Source organism: Microcoleus sp. B3-D2, from assembly GCF_036705345.1.
Taxonomy (GTDB): domain Bacteria; phylum Cyanobacteriota; class Cyanobacteriia; order Cyanobacteriales; family Microcoleaceae; genus Microcoleus.
In genome coordinates this window covers 12,767-28,924 of the sequence record NZ_JAUBUG010000030.1, presented here as the reverse complement: position 1 = coordinate 28,924, position 16,158 = coordinate 12,767, and the positions used below count along the sequence as shown (strand labels likewise).

Genomic DNA, 16,158 nt, shown 5'->3' with positions numbered 1-16,158 from the left:
GATGCCTGTTCCACAACACAATATAATTTATTAAGTGATTAATTGTGGCACGGGCATCTTGCCCGGGGCTAACAGATGAACAGGCAAGATGCCTGTTCCACAACACAATATAATTTATTAAGTGATTAATTGTGGCAGGGGCATCTTGCCCGTGGCTAACAGATGAACAGGCAAGATGCCTGTTCCACAACATAATTATATTAGTTGTGAGTTATGAAGGAGCTATAACTGCTAAAGCTTCGGGAATCACTCGGAATTGTGCAGGCGTGTGAGTTGTAATTTCACCGTCGGTATTAATCGAACGGCGTTTGCTAGTATTAACCTCAAATTCTTGAGCGTACAAGACGCGAACTTTAGGCGACTTGGTATAATTTCCTTGCCTCATAGCCGGGAGCAAAGCAATGATTTCCCACCAATTTATTGTTTCCAAACTGTACAAATCCAGTCGCCTGTCGTCGATGGTGGCATCCTCGGCAACTGTCATGCCACCTCCGTAATAGCGGCCGTTGCCAATGGCAATTTGAATAGTTTTAACCTTAAAAGATTGGTTGTTTATCTTAATTTCTGCTCGGAACGGTCGCGCTGAAAAAATTGTCTGCAAAGCAGTAAAAGCATAAGCTAAAACTCCCCAGCGCTGCTTCACCTTTTTCGTCAGCCGCTGGGTAATTTCCACGCTTAGTCCCAAACTTGCAACATTAAAAAAATGTTGGCCGTTAACCCAACCCAAGTCTATTAGCCGAATTTTACCGCTGGCAATTACTTGACAAGCTGCTGATAAATCTGTAGGAATTGCCAGAGTGCGGGCTAGGTCGTTAGCAGTTCCCATCGGCAAAATACCCAAGGGTAACTTGGTATCTATCAAACCTTCTATGGCAGCGTTGAGAGTGCCGTCGCCGCCGCCGATTATTACTAATTCGACTCGATTTTGGTAGCGGCGAATAATGTCGGAAAGTTCGTGGGCGTGGTCAGTAGATTCTATAATTAACTCAAAACCGAGTGCTTCTAATTCTACAGTGGCTTGAGATAATAGCTTTTGCCCTTTTCGGGAGTGCTGGTTTACTAAAAGTAGAGCTTTCTTCATTTGTTAATTTTTCATTAGGAATATTGCGTATTTTAAATTACAAAAAGTATAGCTTGATGCTTTAACTGGATGAAATTAATGCTTTACTTCTATTTTACCAGTTATGATGGATTGACAAAAATGTCAAAAAATGGATAATTGTAGCAAAAGATTCCTAAAAAGTACCTCCCGCTCTGACCTAGCAGCAAAAAACCTCGCTTCTCGATCGAACTTAATTTAAAATCATGGGTAATATTTTACAAAAAGCGCAAGTCGCTGCCGATCGCCAAAACTGGTCTGGGCTAGTCGAATGCTTGCAGGAAGTGACAGCCAAGGGCAGTAAGCCGCAGGAACAGCACATTTTAGAACAAGCTGTCAGTTTAGCAATACAAGCCTTGGAATGGGGCGATTTTCAAGACCGTTGGGAAATTGCTAAAGTATTGCCCAATCTAGGGAATTGCGCGATCGCACCTTTAATTGCCGTGCTCGAAGACGAAGACGCAGACACGGAACCCCGGTGGTTCGCCGCCCGCATCCTCGGAAAGTTCGATCGTCCAGAAGTGATTCAAGCTTTAGTAGAATTGGTCAAAAATTCCGACGAAGAATTGAGCCAAATCGCCGCCGAAACCCTAGGGAATTTGGGCCAAACAGCCATAGAATCCCTAGCAACTCTCTTGCAGCAAAAAGACTCGCGACAGTTTGCAACAGCAGCACTCGCCCAAATTCGGCGCACCGAAACCATCGCACCGCTGTTGAGCGTAGTCGCAGACTCTCAAGTTGCGGTGCGGGCAGCCGCAATCGAGGCCCTGAGCAGCTTTCACGACTCCCGCATCCCGTCGGTACTGGTAGCAGCGCTCAAAGATCCGGCGACAGCAGTCAGAAAAGAAGCCGTGCGAGCTCTTGGCGCGCGCGCCTATTTAGACGCAGAATTAGATTTAGTTAACTTGCTCAAACCTTTACTTTCCGACATCCGATTAGAAGTTTGTCAGCAAGCGGCGATCGCGATCGGGCGAGTGAAAACTGATGCTGCAGCGGCTGCTTTATTTGAATTGCTGCGATCGCCCACAACTCCGGTTGAATTGCAAATCGAAACTGTGCGCGCCCTAAGCTGGATGGAAACTGCAACCGCTTTAGCATATTTGCATCAGGCATTAATGGCGCAATTTACTAACATAAATTATGCTGTTTATGAAGAGATAGTCACTGTTTTAGGGCGAATAGAAAAGCCGGAATTAAAAGCTGTTGCTGCTGAATTTCTGATTGATTTGTTTTCAACAAATCATCCGGCCGTGCAGGAGGCAGTTAGCAAAAAATCTTTAGCTTTAGGTTTAGGAAAATTAGGAGATATGAGAGGGCTAGATCCTCTGATTTCAATGTTGGGCGACGCAGATAGCAGCGTCAGGCTGCACTGCATGGCAGCGCTCAAACAGCTAGGTGCTGCCGAGGCCAGGCAGAAATTAGAAAACTTAGTGAAACAAGAGAGTCTCGAACCCAGATTGAAACAAGGAATTGCGATCGCCCTGCAAGAATGGCAATAAAATCAAGAGCGAGCGGATTTGCGGAGAACCCTTAAATATAGGGTGCGCCCTCAACACCTTACGTAGAAATTAAATATTGAATTTTGAACTCGATAACTGAAAAATCAAAACTTTAGGTCTGCTCAATTGGCAGCCGCACTCCGAAAGTCGAGCCGAGTCCTTCCCCGGGACTTTGGGCCCAGACACTGCCGCCGTGGAGTTCCACGAGATGGCGGACGATCGCCAATCCCAGTCCCAGCCCGCCGTAATTGCGCGTAGAAGTGCTGTCAGCTTGGCGGAAGCGATCGAACACAAAGGGCAAAAACTCCTTGCTGATGCCAATTCCCGTATCGCTGACAACGATCGAAACAGAGTGAACCGGAGACGGCCCAGACAACATCGCGCCACCCCCTGCTCCCGGTTCCCCATCCTCTGAGAGCGTGATTTCCACGCGACCCGACGGCGGCGTAAACTTAATAGCATTCGAGAGCAAATTAGACACCACCTGCTGCAAACGAGTAGCATCGCCCCTCACCAAGCTCACCCCTTCTGCACAAAAACTCACCAATTCAATTCCCCTAGCTTCAGCATCAGGGGTCAGCGTCTTCACTGCCGTTTCTACAATCCGCACCAAATCCACCGGGAACAGCTTCAAACACACTTTGCCGCTCACAATCCGGGAAACGTCCAGCAAATCCTCAATCATCTGAGTCTGCAACCGCGCGTTTCGCTCAATAGTCTCCAAACCCACAGCCGTTTTTTCGGCACTCATCTGGCGCTGCCGCAGCATCTGGGCCCAGCCCAAAATCGCGTTCAGAGGCGTCCGCAACTCGTGAGAAAGCGTTCCCAAAAACTGGTCTTTAATCCGGTTGGCCTCCGCTGCTTCCCGGTAAAGCCGCGCATTGTCGATCGCCACCGCCGCATCCCGCGCCAAATCCTCCAGCAAAACCAAATCCTCCTGCCCGCAGCGGCGGCCCGACTCCCCGCACAGCAGCGAAATCGCTCCCAGCGTCCGCCCGCGAGCGATTAGCGGCACGCAGATGGCCGAGAGCACCTGGGATTGGGATCGCAGCACCAACTGCAGTTCCTTGTCCGGCACAACCGCCTCGATCACCCATTCCGGTATTTCTGGGTAGAGCTTCGACTCACCAGTCCGCAGCACCTTTGCTACTCCGTGCCGTCCTTGGGGGTCTAGTGGCATACGCCGATCGATTTGCCAAAGCAGAGCGACTTTGCTCGGATCTGAGTGAGCAACTGCTTGCAAGCGGATTGAGCCGTCTGCATCAAGCAAATGCACACAGCACCAGTCTCCCAGCCCCGGTACTGTTAAATCTGCCAAACCTTGCAGCGCCTTTTCGTAATCCAGGGAAGCCGACGACAGCAAAGCCAAAGCTTGAGCGCTAAAATAGGCTGTTTGGGCCAATCGCTGGCGATCGTCAATATCGGTACAAGTTCCGAACCATTTGAGAATTTTCCCGTCAGCGTCCCGCACGGGCAACGCCCGGCCCAGATGCCAGCGATAAGCTCCGTCAGATGCCCGTTTAAAACGGTATTCCACCTCGTAAGTCTTCCCTGTCTCCACCGAGGTCTTCCAGCTTTCTACGGAATTTTCCACGTCATCTGGATGCAGGGCTAGCTGCCACCCCCAGCCTTGAGTTTCCTCCAGCGTCAAGCCTGTATATTCAAACCAGCGCTGGTTGTAGTAGTCGAACCAGCCGTCGGCTCTGGCAGTCCAAACTATTTGCGGGATGGCTTCAGCGAGGACGCGGTAAAGCTGTTCGCTGGCTTCGGCTTGGCGACGGGCGGCCTGTTCCCGCGCCAATGCCGAATTCCGCTGTTCTTCGGCTTCTTTGCGAGCGGTGATGTCGCTAATCACGCCGATCCATTTGCAAGGTTTGCCTTGTTTGTCAAGCACTGCTTTGCCTCGATCGATCCAGTGGAGCAAGCGGCCCCGGTGGCACTGAACGCGGTATTCCTGAAAAAATGGGGCGGCAGAACTATCTGGCGCACTCAAATACCGCTCGACCGCGGCCAAAACTCGATCGCGGTCGAGCGGGTGCAAGATACTGTTCCAAGCTGCTTTTGTCCTCGGAAATCCGCCTTTTTCGTACTCCAAATGTTCGTCTACGTGACCGAACCACAGCACGATGTCGGTCTCGATATCCCATTCATAAATTAAATCACTGGCACTTTCTGCAGCAATCCGAAACCGCTCTTCAGACTGTCGCAGCACTTCCAGAAATTTAAAGCGTTCCGTCACGTCCAAAACCAGAGACAGCACCGATACCAACTGTCCCGACTCGCTGTAAAAAGCCGAATTGTACCACTCGCAATGCACCAACGAACCACCCTTATTATAATTGTTGTTGCGAACTACATTGCAGCGACTACCTGGTTTGTTTAAACTATAAATTGCCGATTCTACCTCTTCAAACTCACCCCGCTCGATAAATTTCCATTCGCTAAAATGCTTGCCTAAAACTTCTGTTTCCTCCCAGCCAAAAATCTTCTGGGCGGCCGGCGACCACCCGCTAACCCGGAAATTTTCATCCCACTCAATCACCGCTAGGGGAGTATTTTCAAAATGAGAAGTGAGTTTTTGCAGCGCCTCGCGCAGGGATGCTTCTACTTGCTTGCGCCCAGTAATATCGCCAAAAGAAATAGCAATGCCGTCGCCCAATTTAACGGTCATAATCCGAAACCAGCCGACAATTCCTTCCCTGTTGTAATAAATCTCGGTATCGAGGGGAATTCCTGTTTGTACAACTTGCACGTAATGGTCGAACAAACCGCTATCTTTATGACCGGGCAGGACTTGCAGCAATCGCTTGCCGATTAATTCTTCAGGTGTACGTTGTTGAATTTTTGCCGCTGCGGGATTGACGTATTCCCATTCAAAATCCACAATTGTGGATTCGTCACGAATGCTGCGGAACACGTTAAATCCGTCTAGAGATAATTCCTGAAAAACGCGGAAGCGTTCTTCGCTTTCTTGCAGCTTGCCTAAAGCGTCAAGCAGGAGTTCCTCGACTCGCTCGCGCTGCGTTATTTCTGCGAGCAATTGCTCGTTAATTTGCTGGAGTTCGGTTGTGGGGAATGGGACGGAATCTTTAATGGCAGAGTCGGCTTGCAGTCGATCGACCTTTTCAGTTCCCAGTACCGTATTTCCTGGAAAAGAGGCCGCCCCAGCCAAAGCCAACATTTGAGGAACCCAGGGTATCAGGGACGCTACAGCCCACAAAGAGATGATAGCGGTAATGGCGACGATCGAACTTGACAGCCAGTAACTGGGATGCACCAGCATCCAAACTTGCACCAAGTGAGTTGTCCCGCCGCAGAAAAACCAGGCTCCCAATAGGAGAAACCCCTTGCTCAAAGGCACCTCCCGCTGCTTCCCGGCATAGTATGTCAGAATTGCTGGAATTGAATAATAAGCCAAGGCAATTAACAAATCGCTGACGGCTTGCAGTCCCATCAACTGGGACTGCCACTGGCAACATCCACCCTGCGGAATAAAATTGTGGTTAAATGACATAATCTTAAGAAATTGCAGCATTTCGGCTTTCCTGTGCGATCGATCCTAGTTGCACTTGTGTTGCTGACCCGCTAATTCCTAGTTTATACACAAAAAAACATAAAACAAGAGTGACTTTAGTCCGGGGAGGAAAGTTTACAGCAGGCTTTAACCTGCCTGAAATATTCTTACATTTATTGAGAGGTTTAGGAATAGTGAGGTAATATAATTCCCAAGGAGGTACGAAATTCAATGCTATCTTTTGAAGTTACAACTTACGGAAAAACAGAGCTATTGAGCGCACTTGATGAAGGGATTACTAGAGTGCAGTTCATTGAAACGGTTTAGCTAGAAGCTTGCAATATTCGATAAATTCATCTTGATTGAATCTATTTTTTGATAAATTTGCAGATTCAGAAATCCCTTCAAAATAGGAGAATCGACCTCTACTTGGGCGCTCGTAAATCCTACCCGAGCAAATTGATTCATAGAGCCAAGCATCCCCGCGTCTCGCCCCGGAATCAAAACTAATCTCTACCTGTATCAAAGTCTACTAAATTCTTCTACTAAATCGGTTAATGTCACAGATTATCTTCCAGTAAAATTTCTGAAACCATCTCGAATTAAACATCCATGCGCTTAGAGCAGCTTCAAGCATTTCTTTCAGTTGCTGAAACTGGTAGCTTTCAGCAAGCGGCCCGGAAGTGTGGCGTTACCCAATCGACTATTAGCCGCCAAGTGCAGGGATTAGAAGCGGAAGTGGGTTTGTCGCTGTTTCACCGCACGGCCCACGCGAAATTGACTGTGGGAGGGGAATGCCTGCTGCCTCACGCTCGCAAAATCTGTCAGACTTGGCGAAATGCTGCTGAAGAATTGGGAGACTTACGGGCGGGAAAGCAGCCGGAACTGTGCGTGGCTGCGATTCATTCGGTTTGCGCTGCTTATTTGCCGCCTGTGCTGCAAAAGTTTTGCCGCGACTATCCAGACGTGCAGTTGCGGGTGACTTCCCTCGGAAGCGATCGAGCCCTGAAAGTCCTCAAAGACGGTTTGGTGGATATAGCGGTGGTGATGAACAACCGCCATTTTACTCAAGCCCCGGAAATGTTGGTTGAGGTGCTCTACAATGAGCCGATCGAGGTGTTGATGGCGGCGGGTCATCCCCTGGCCCAGTACGATCGAGTACCTTGGCCGGAATTGGTTTGTTACCCGCAAGTGGTGTTTAAGGACGGGTACGGAATGCAGCGGATGGTGCAAGAACAATTTGGACGCATCGGTGCTAAACTTCATGCTGTTTTGGAACTCAACACTCTTGATGCTTTTCGGGGTGTGGTGCGACAGGGAGAATTGATTGCTTTGCTGCCGCATTCAGCTTTGCTGGAGGCGAAAACCGATCGCACTTTAGCCGTTCGGTCGATCGCCCAAGAGCGGTCAACTTCCAAGGTTTCGACAATCGGTCAATTGGCGACCGATCCGACTTGGACTCGCGAAGTGGTGTTGGTGACAACTCACGATCGAATGCAAATTCCGCCGATCGCCCATTTCTGGAATCTGGTACGCGAATTTGTGCCGCCATTTGATGTAATCAAGCTAGAAAAATCAGGGAGTTAATTCGATAATTTTGAATTGAGAGTTCGGAATTTTAAATTTAAAACGATTCAAATCTTACCAATTACTAACTACCAATTACTAACTACCAACTACCAATTACCAATTACCAACTTCAAAAGTTATGAGTGACGCATTTAGAGAATTGCTGCGAAAAATTGGCAGCGGAGCACACACAGGAGAAAACTTAACTCGCTCCGAAGCAGCAGCAGCCACGCGGATGATGCTGCTCCAAGAAGCAACACCGGCTCAAATTGGAGCTTTTATGATTTCCCACCGCATTAAACGGCCCACCGGCGAAGAATTAGCCGGAATGCTCGATGCTTATGAAGAATTGGGGCCTATGCTTGCCCCCCCAAACCGAGAAAAAGGGTTTTCCGTCTCTACCGTCGCCGTGTTTGGCGTTGCTTACGACGGGCGATCGCGCACGGCTCCAATTAGCCCAATAACCGCCCTAATTTTAGCAGCCTCTGGCGTCCCAACCCTCATGCACGGGGGGGATACCATGCCAACCAAGGAAGGTATTCCCCTGATTGAAATTTGGCGCGGTTTGGGAGTTGACTGGAGAAAACTGACTTTAGAAAAAGCCCAGCAAGTTTTTGACAGTACCGGTTTAGGTTTTGTTTACCTTCCCAAGCATTTTCCTCAAGCCACCGCTTTAGTACCCTACCGCCGCGAAATCGGCAAACGGCCACCTTTTTCGACAATGGAGTTGATGTGGTGTCCCTGTGCCGGCGACGTTAACGTCATCTCCGGCTACGTCCACCCGCCCACAGAAGGTATGTTTCAAAAAGCCTTTGAGCTGCGGGGAATCAAAAATTATACCACAGTCAAAGGATTGGAGGGAAGCTGCGATTTGCCGCGCGATCGTACTGCGATTATCGGCATTGCTAAGCCGGACACTGAGTTCGAGCGAGTGCTTTTGGCGCACGGAGATTACGGTTTTAGCAGCACCAATCCTGCCTTTGAATCAGCCTCTGAGTTATTAAAACAAATGCAGGAAGTTTTGTTGGGAAAACCCTCGGAATTGATGCAGTCCGCTATCTGGAACGGCGGATTTTATCTGTGGCGCAGCGGAGTTTGTTTGGATATGAACTCGGGTTTGATTCAGGCAGAAACTTTATTGAGTAGCGGTCAAGTCGTGCAAAAACTTGAGGAAGTTAGCCAAGCCGTTAGTGTTTTTGGTTAAGAATAATTAATGAGGATTTGTGCGGTGGACACACTACATTGAGCAGGTTTTGTACACAGCACCCTAAATGGAGAAATTTTTCTTCCTTCTTGCCTCTTCCTTCTTCCTTCTTCCCTCTTGCCTCTTCCTTCTTCCTGACATCCGTTACATCCGTTACATCCGTTACATAATCCGTTGCCGAACTTCCCTCTTCCTTCTTCCCAATGACTAATCATAAAATTGCTGTAATTGTGCTTGCAGGCGGTCAAAGTTCGCGGATGGGTAGGGATAAAGCTCTGCTGGAAATTGAGGGCAAATCCCTATTGCAGCGGGCGTTGGAAGTTGCCGCAGTTGTAGGGCCAGAAGTTTATGTTCTGACTGCTTGGCCCGATCGCTATCGATCGACCTTAACCGAAACGTCCCAATTTCTGGTAGAGTACAATCCCGGTTCCGGGCCCTTGGTGGCATTGACTCAGGGATTGAAAGAAATAGCCGCCGAGTGGATTTTACTGTTAGCTTGCGATTTGCCTTTGTTGGATGCCCAGATTATCCAGAAGTGGGCGAGTCAGTTAACAGAGTTTCCCCCATCTACTTTAGCAGTTGTGCCTTATCAAAATTCGCGCTGGGAGCCTTTGTGCGGCTTCTACCGCCAACAATCTCTGCCCAGCTTGCAAAGTTTTATTGACAAAGGGGGACGTTCCTTTCAAGTTTGGTTAAATCAAATCCCCGCAATCCCTTTACCTGTAGGGGAACGAGAAGCAGTAATGTTATCGAATTGCAATACATTAGAAGAGTTTGAGAAATTAAAAGGTAAAATGGTTAACGGTTGACAGTTGACTGTTGACTGTTGACAGTTAACTGACTAATGACTAATGACTAATGACTAATGACTAATTACTAATTACTAATGATTAACGCATATTGGTTGCTCGATCGCAATATAACTTTCCTCAATCACGGCTCTTTTGGGGCTTGTCCGATTCCCGTACTAGAAGCGCAAACCATTTTTCGAGAACAACTGGAAAGAGAACCATTGCGCTTTTTACTGCGGGAATTTGAACCATTGTTGGATAATGCAAGAAATCAGTTAGCAGCATTTATTGGTGCGGCTGACGAGGACTTGGCGTTTGTGCCGAATGCGACGACGGGAGTAAATGCAGTTTTGCGATCGCTCTGTTTTGCTCCGGGCGACGAATTGCTAACTACAAATCAGGAATACAACGCTTGCCGCAACACACTTAATTTTGTAGCTGAACGTACAGGAGCTAAAGTAATAGTAGCAGAAGTCCCCTTTCCAATTGAGTCGCCAGAACAAATTATTGAAGCAATAGTTAAGTGCGTTTCACCGCAAACAAAGTTAGCCTTATTAGACCACGTTGTCAGCCAAACAGGTTTAATCTTTCCAATCAAACAGTTAGTCGGCGAGTTAGCTAACCGTGGCGTGGATGTATTAGTAGACGGAGCTCACGCGCCGGGAATGGTAGCGCTGAATTTAGATGAAATTGGCGCGGCGTACTATACGGGAAATTGCCACAAATGGCTGTGCGCGCCCAAAGGTGCGGGCTTTTTATACGTGCGGCGCGACAAGCAAGATGCCATTCGGCCAACTACAATCAGTCACGGTGCTAACTCGCCGCGCGCTGATAAATCGCGCTTTCAATTAGAGTTTGACTGGATGGGAACAGTCGATCCTAGCCCCTATTTGTGCGTGCCTGTAGCTATTGATTTTATGGGTTCTTTGTTGAGTGGCGGCTGGCCGGAATTGAGGGCAAAAAATCATGCTTTAGCGTTGGGGGGGAGAAAAATATTGGCTGACAAATTAGATTTGCGGCTGCCTTGTCCTGATGAAATGGTGGGTTCTATGGCTGTTGTGCCATTGGCAGACTCCCAGTCTGATGTGGTTGCAAAGGGAGGAATTCCACCTTTGCAAGAGGCGCTGTGGGAGATTTTTAAAATTGAAGTTCCGGTGATTCCTTGGCCGAATGCTAGTAAGCAGTTGGTGAGGATTTCGGCTCAGTTATACAATACTTTGCCACAGTATCAATATTTAGCTAAGGCGCTGGTTGAGCTGACGAGAAGTTGAGGGGGAGCTTCAAAAAAAACATAACACCCAGCTACAAACAGTTATAGGTTTGTAGTTAGGGTCTCGGTTATCATAGTTTGGGAGAATACAGACTATAGCCTTTCTCAGAAAGATGAGGTACTCTCCGGCATAGGGCATAGGGCATAGGGCATAGGGCATACCTCACTTTTTTGAGAACCGCTATAGCAATCCTAAATGATTTGTGTAATTCTTGTAGGGGCAAACCCCCCGTGGTTGCCCCATGAAGCCGGGGTAGGCACGGGGGCACTACCCCTACATCTTTTTACGATTCATTTAGGATTGCTATATATTCGTTTTTACTATAAAGGTAGTAAAGCTTATACAAATAGGCTCAGAAAGAGTAAAAATTCTTCAAGGAATCACCTTTATTCCTCTTTAATTTTGCTACTAATTACCTCAAATAAAAAATTACCAAAAAAACAGCTCTCAAACCCCACATCCCTAAACTTGGCTCATCCGCCCAAACCGAATAAAATTTGTAAATAACCCGCGAAAATTCCTAAGTTAAAACAGGGTTGTCAAAGCGGATAGCGCACAACTTCCGCGCAACAGAATATAATGTATCCACACTTGCATTTTTGCATACAAAACAAAGGAAATGAAAAGAGGCGAATACCATGTCCAATGCCATGATGGTAATTTACCCCTATCGCGAACAGTACACCTGGGTTTTTGACGACGAGCGAGTCGGACTTGTCCGAGAACCATTTGTTCAGGGCGTCCCCGAAATGATTAACGCGCTTGTCGCAGACATTCCCAATGCCGCCCAAGGTTTCCGACTTTTATTTTCAGCCAATCCATTTCCCGGATATCAAGCAGAAATGCTGTGGTTGAAAGCAGAATACGGGGGTAACTGGTATCGCTGGGAATCGAAAAATCTCGAAGGCTGGCTGTGTCCGGCTTTGCTCAAATACTTTCCAGAAGCACCGCCCAAGTTTTACTGCAAAGCTGAAAAACTGCAATAACCAACAGCAAGTCAATGAAAAACTTGTCAATTTTTAAAAGAAACTTTGTTGAACGAGTCGATCGAACATCTCGAAAAAAACCTAAGTTCTTCGTATATGTAGTGGGGGTATTTTTCCTAGTCTTCACCGCCGCCATCTCGGCCACACTGGGGGCAATTACTGCCCTCTTAGCTCCCGTGGAACCCCCAATTATCAATAGAGTATTAGAGGCGACTGGCTTTGACTATCTATCCTCCAACCGCTCTGGATACCGCCTGTCGCGGTCAGTTAATATCTTGATATTGGGAATTGACGGCGTGCCGGAACCTGCCGTCGGCCCTAAGATATTTAACGGTCGCAGCGATACAATACTCTTATTCCACCTCGATCCTAGAGATAAATCTATTAGTTTGCTTTCAGTTCCACGAGATACTAAAGTCGTAGTTCCGGGAATGAGCTTCAGCAAAATTAGCGAAGCCAATGCTACGGGAGGAGCAGCTTTGGCGACGCAATTAGTTAGCAGTATGCTGAACAATACGAAAATTGAACGATACGTGCGAGTCAGCAGCAGTGCGTTTCGGGAATTAGTCGATTTGTTGGGCGGAGTTGAGGTATTTGTACCTCGCGCGATGTCCTATACAGATACCGCCCAAAAGTTAAAAATAAACTTAGCTAAGGGATGGCAAACTCTCAACGGAGAACAAGCAGAACAATTTGTTAGATTTCGCAACGACGGTTTAGGAGATATCGGCCGCATTCAGCGGCAGCAATCTTTAATTCAAGCTATTCGGGACCGCCTCGCAAGTCCATCAGTATTGGTGCGCTTGCCACAAATTGTTCGATTGATGCAAAAATATGTGGATACAAACCTAAATTATGAGGAAATATTGACGCTGGCAAATTTTGGTTTGCAATTGGAGCGAGAGAATTTTAAAATGGTAATGTTGCCTGGAAGTTCTAGTCCAGAACAAGGGGATTTGAGGAGTTATTGGATTGTAGATGTGGTCGGGCTCGATCGCATTATGACACAATATTTAAACCCGGGCGTGCCGGATTTTGCACAAGGACGATTTCGCAACCCAACCGAGTCTGCTTTGCCCAAAAACCTCAAAATAGCTGTCCAAAACGCTTCTAGCAAACCGACAACCGCAAAAAACGTTGCTGAATTTCTCACAAAAAACGGCTTTTTTAATGTATCTGTAGTGCAGGATTCGCCCGAGAAGCAGCGTCACAGTCAAATTATTGTTCAGCAAGGCGATTTAGAGGCAGCCAATCTACTGCAAAAAGAGTTAGGCGGCGGTAAAATTGAAGCATCTTCTACCGGTGAAATCAATTCTGACTTGACACTTCGCGTTGGTGAAGATTGGGTAAAACGATTTTAATTAGTTATTAGTTATTAGTCAGTTGTTAGTTGTTAGTTGTCAACAGTCAACAGTCAACAGTCAACAATGCCCAATGCCCCATTCCCAATGCCCCATTCCCAATGCCCCATTCCCCATTCCCATCATCATGAAAAGTGTCTTCCAAATTTTCCTGAGCCTGTTTGTAAGTTTAGTGTTGGCTTTGGGGTGGGTGCTGCTGAGTGCTACTCCTGCATTTGCCTTGCCGAAAACAAATATTAATTACACAAATATTAATTTGTCCGATCGCGATTTTTCCAACTCGGATTTAGCGGGGGGAACATTTGTGGCTGCGGAAATGCGGGGAACAAATTTTCAAGGTGCGGATTTAACTAATGCGATTTTGACTAAGGGAGTTTTGCTGAATGCCAACTTGTCAGGTGCCAACCTCTCCGGTGCTTTGGTAGATAGAGTTACATTCGACGGCGCTAATTTGACAAATGCTAATTTTTCCGAGGCAATCATGACTCGAACTCGGTTTTTTGATGCTGCAATTTCCGGCGCTGATTTTACTGACGCGATTATCGACGCTTATCAAGTGAGTATCCTGTGCGAGAAAGCAGATGGTGTCAATCCCGTGACGGGAGTTTCTACCCGAGAAAGTTTGGGATGTCCGTAGAAATTCACACTTAAAGAAAATCCCTGGCTAATTATTTGATTAGATGCACCTGTAGCGAGGTAAAATACACAGATTAAAGCCCCTCTCCTGCAAGGCGAGGGGTTTGAGGAAATTTCCAAGTATCGGCTCTATCGAGCGCTACAAATGCCTGTGCTGGCACTACCAACTACCAAATCGGAATTCAAAAGCAAATCTAAATCGGTGTCGGGATTAACAGCATACAAATCGACTTTATCTCTACCCAAAAACACCCCGATCAAAGTCCCGATTCCCGCACCGCCGAGCACCTCTTCAGTCGCGATCGCCCGATCGCCCGTAACGCCTGCGATGGCCGCCGCTGCTGCTGCACCCAACGCCGTATTCTTAACCAGATTACCAACATTAACGCCCTTGGTAACAGTTTCTTTCCTAGTAACCACTTGCGAAGTGGCATTGAGAGGCACTCTACTGCCGTTGATTATACTTAATTCTTGAGCCACAAATTGAACGCCCGAAGCAGTCGATCGCAATTCGCCACTAATTTTCGAGCCTTCAGGTATCAGCACTTGGCCATTATCCCCTGTGATATCCGCAGCTACAGTCAGCGTAATCGGAGACTTGTCATTGGGGCCGAGCAAAATCTTGCCTTTTGTGTACTCAATGGGGATAGTCACCCCCCTGGGAATTTGCACAGCAACAGATTGGCTAACATCAATCTTAGCAATGTAAGGAGAATTAATTGCTCTTGCTTGATTGGTACTCACTAATGTTTGATAGATAAAAGCAGCTACTTCAGCTCGCGTTGCTGACTTGTTCGGTTTGAGAGATTTAGGACTGGGATAGCTGACAACCAACTGTTTTTCAGTAGCAGCAGCAACGCTTTTAACAGCATAACTTTGAATCTCACCCGCATCATTATAGTAGCTGAGAACATCTTGAAAATCGCACTTAGGCTCATAGCCCATGCCGTTATTTAAAGCGACTACAACTTGAACGCGAGGAATCTGCTGTGTCGGCCTGAAAACATTGCCGGGATAGCCAGACATCCATCCCATTTCGTAAGCTTCTGCGATCGCCCCGCTTGCCCAAAAATTAGACGGAACATCGGCAAACCTTACAGCAGCGCGGGTTTTTGCCTTTTTCACAGAACGCACCATTGCCGCAAATTCAGCCCGCGTTACCGGTGCATCCGGGCGAAAACTGCCATCGGGAAATCCTTTGATAATTCCTCTTTCTGACAAATCTTGAATAAAATCTTTTGCCCAGTAGTTATTATTAACATCCGAAAAAGCTGTCTGAGCAAAAGAAGGCGCGGGAGCTAGCATCGGCGCTGCGGTTCCGGCAACTGTTCCCAGTGTTAATAAAACAGATGTACCGGATTTAATGCGATGTAATACAGACATTTTTTAATTCTCCAATTTACAGTTAGCAAGTGAGTGAACTATTTGTTCTCCGTTATTTAATCATTATTCAACACTACGATTTGTGTTGTAAGGAAGATACGGCATTTAAAAAAAATATTTATTCTAATTAATCGATGTTAAAATACTTAAAACAGTTAAATTCCTTATCTTCCTTATCTCCCTTAAATAAGCCAAGATAAAAAAACAGAACACCCAGATCCCCGACTTCTTTAAGAAGTCGGGTAGGTAACAGCGATCGCGTTTTACCTTGTGGTCTACTTTTTCTGCTGGAGGCAAAGGCGGTGATTGTAAGGGACGCGACGGCGCTGGTAATATGGAAACAAAACTTAAAAAAATCTTAAGGTGTGGCGACTGCCTCTTTCCCTGTCTTTGATTGGGAATGCTGATTTAATAATATACTTATTAAGCTTCAATTCTAAGTTTGTTAAATATGGAAGATTACCAAGCAGCTTTTATAGAACGCCACTTTGATACCAAAACACTAGATCAATCGGGAAGGAAAGTGGCGGCTATGCACTTCGGTGGTGTAACCATCGAGTGTCAACTAAAAGCAATTATTTGTAACACTATACCCGGTGGTGCAAGTCAGACCTTGAGGACACATAGTTGCAAAGAACTTCTGAAAAAACACCCTAAACTAAACTCTAGAGCTACACCTAAAGTGCGAGAATGGCTGTGTGAAGTTGAAAATCCAAATAGCCAACTTTTCATAAATATGCGCTATTGTGGTATTGAGCCTAATGATGCAAGTTACAAACGCTGGTTATACGCATATAAGTGTCTCACAGGGTGGTTACAGACGGAAGCTACTAAACTTTAAGGAG

The 16,158-nt window shown here is 46.9% G+C and carries 12 protein-coding genes; 9 read left to right on the top strand and 3 right to left on the bottom strand.

Annotated features, from left to right (window positions below):
- Positions 1-211: 211 nt before the first annotated feature.
- Complete coding sequence (locus QUB14_RS13450; protein ID WP_333217546.1) at positions 212-1,081, bottom strand: lipid kinase; 870 nt, start codon at positions 1,079-1,081, stop codon at positions 212-214.
- Positions 1,082-1,305: 224 nt separating this feature from the next.
- Between QUB14_RS13450 and QUB14_RS13445 the strand changes: the two genes are divergently transcribed.
- Complete coding sequence (locus QUB14_RS13445) at positions 1,306-2,598, top strand: HEAT repeat domain-containing protein (RefSeq protein ID WP_333217545.1); 1,293 nt, start codon at positions 1,306-1,308, stop codon at positions 2,596-2,598.
- 112 nt (positions 2,599-2,710) lie between these two features.
- Here QUB14_RS13445 and QUB14_RS13440 read toward each other — a convergent pair whose 3' ends face one another.
- Entirely contained in the window at positions 2,711-6,133 is a 3,423-nt protein-coding gene (locus tag QUB14_RS13440) for a PAS domain S-box protein (RefSeq protein WP_333217544.1), read from the bottom strand.
- Positions 6,134-6,724: 591 nt separating this feature from the next.
- Here QUB14_RS13440 and QUB14_RS13435 point away from each other — a divergent pair.
- The 7 genes from QUB14_RS13435 to QUB14_RS13405 all read left to right on the top strand — a co-directional run bounded on the left by QUB14_RS13435 (position 6,725) and on the right by QUB14_RS13405 (position 13,931).
- A complete protein-coding gene (locus tag QUB14_RS13435) occupies positions 6,725-7,699 on the top strand; it encodes a LysR family transcriptional regulator (protein ID WP_333217543.1) in 975 nt (324 codons plus the stop codon).
- A 121-nt stretch (positions 7,700-7,820) separates the two neighbouring features.
- On the top strand, positions 7,821-8,885 hold the full coding sequence (locus tag QUB14_RS13430) for an anthranilate phosphoribosyltransferase family protein (protein WP_333217542.1): 1,065 nt from the start codon (positions 7,821-7,823) through the stop codon (positions 8,883-8,885).
- A 203-nt stretch (positions 8,886-9,088) separates the two neighbouring features.
- On the top strand, positions 9,089-9,694 hold the full coding sequence (locus QUB14_RS13425) for a molybdenum cofactor guanylyltransferase (RefSeq protein WP_333217541.1): 606 nt from the start codon (positions 9,089-9,091) through the stop codon (positions 9,692-9,694).
- 77 nt (positions 9,695-9,771) lie between these two features.
- The gene (locus tag QUB14_RS13420) at positions 9,772-10,947 is read left to right on the top strand and encodes an aminotransferase class V-fold PLP-dependent enzyme (protein WP_333217540.1); all 1,176 of its coding nucleotides are present in this window, start codon (positions 9,772-9,774) and stop codon (positions 10,945-10,947) included.
- Positions 10,948-11,585: 638 nt separating this feature from the next.
- Positions 11,586-11,933, top strand: a complete 348-nt coding sequence (locus QUB14_RS13415; protein ID WP_190661090.1) for a DUF6717 family protein — start codon at positions 11,586-11,588, stop codon at positions 11,931-11,933.
- A gap of 14 nt (positions 11,934-11,947) precedes the next feature.
- Complete coding sequence (locus tag QUB14_RS13410; RefSeq protein WP_333217539.1) at positions 11,948-13,294, top strand: LCP family protein; 1,347 nt, start codon at positions 11,948-11,950, stop codon at positions 13,292-13,294.
- A 127-nt stretch (positions 13,295-13,421) separates the two neighbouring features.
- The gene (locus tag QUB14_RS13405; RefSeq protein ID WP_333217569.1) at positions 13,422-13,931 is read left to right on the top strand and encodes a pentapeptide repeat-containing protein; all 510 of its coding nucleotides are present in this window, start codon (positions 13,422-13,424) and stop codon (positions 13,929-13,931) included.
- A 128-nt stretch (positions 13,932-14,059) separates the two neighbouring features.
- Here the strand turns inward: QUB14_RS13405 and QUB14_RS13400 are convergent, their stop codons facing one another.
- Positions 14,060-15,313, bottom strand: coding sequence for an S-layer homology domain-containing protein (locus tag QUB14_RS13400; RefSeq protein WP_333217538.1), 1,254 nt, complete (start codon positions 15,311-15,313; stop codon positions 14,060-14,062).
- 451 nt (positions 15,314-15,764) lie between these two features.
- Between QUB14_RS13400 and QUB14_RS13395 the strand changes: the two genes are divergently transcribed.
- A complete protein-coding gene (locus tag QUB14_RS13395; RefSeq protein WP_333217537.1) occupies positions 15,765-16,154 on the top strand; it encodes a hypothetical protein in 390 nt (129 codons plus the stop codon).
- The last annotated feature ends 4 nt before the right edge of the window (positions 16,155-16,158 follow it).

Coding starts and splice junctions, on each gene's coding strand:
- QUB14_RS13445 (WP_333217545.1), top strand. CDS start 1,306: ATGGGTAATATTTTACAAAAAGCGCAAGTCGCTGCCGATCGCCAAAAC.
- QUB14_RS13400 (WP_333217538.1), bottom strand. CDS start 15,313: ATGTCTGTATTACATCGCATTAAATCCGGTACATCTGTTTTATTAACA.
- QUB14_RS13395 (WP_333217537.1), top strand. CDS start 15,765: ATGGAAGATTACCAAGCAGCTTTTATAGAACGCCACTTTGATACCAAA.
- QUB14_RS13405 (WP_333217569.1), top strand. CDS start 13,422: ATGAAAAGTGTCTTCCAAATTTTCCTGAGCCTGTTTGTAAGTTTAGTG.
- QUB14_RS13440 (WP_333217544.1), bottom strand. CDS start 6,133: ATGCTGCAATTTCTTAAGATTATGTCATTTAACCACAATTTTATTCCG.
- QUB14_RS13430 (WP_333217542.1), top strand. CDS start 7,821: ATGAGTGACGCATTTAGAGAATTGCTGCGAAAAATTGGCAGCGGAGCA.
- QUB14_RS13425 (WP_333217541.1), top strand. CDS start 9,089: ATGACTAATCATAAAATTGCTGTAATTGTGCTTGCAGGCGGTCAAAGT.
- QUB14_RS13415 (WP_190661090.1), top strand. CDS start 11,586: ATGTCCAATGCCATGATGGTAATTTACCCCTATCGCGAACAGTACACC.
- QUB14_RS13450 (WP_333217546.1), bottom strand. CDS start 1,081: ATGAAGAAAGCTCTACTTTTAGTAAACCAGCACTCCCGAAAAGGGCAA.
- QUB14_RS13410 (WP_333217539.1), top strand. CDS start 11,948: ATGAAAAACTTGTCAATTTTTAAAAGAAACTTTGTTGAACGAGTCGAT.
- QUB14_RS13420 (WP_333217540.1), top strand. CDS start 9,772: ATGATTAACGCATATTGGTTGCTCGATCGCAATATAACTTTCCTCAAT.
- QUB14_RS13435 (WP_333217543.1), top strand. CDS start 6,725: ATGCGCTTAGAGCAGCTTCAAGCATTTCTTTCAGTTGCTGAAACTGGT.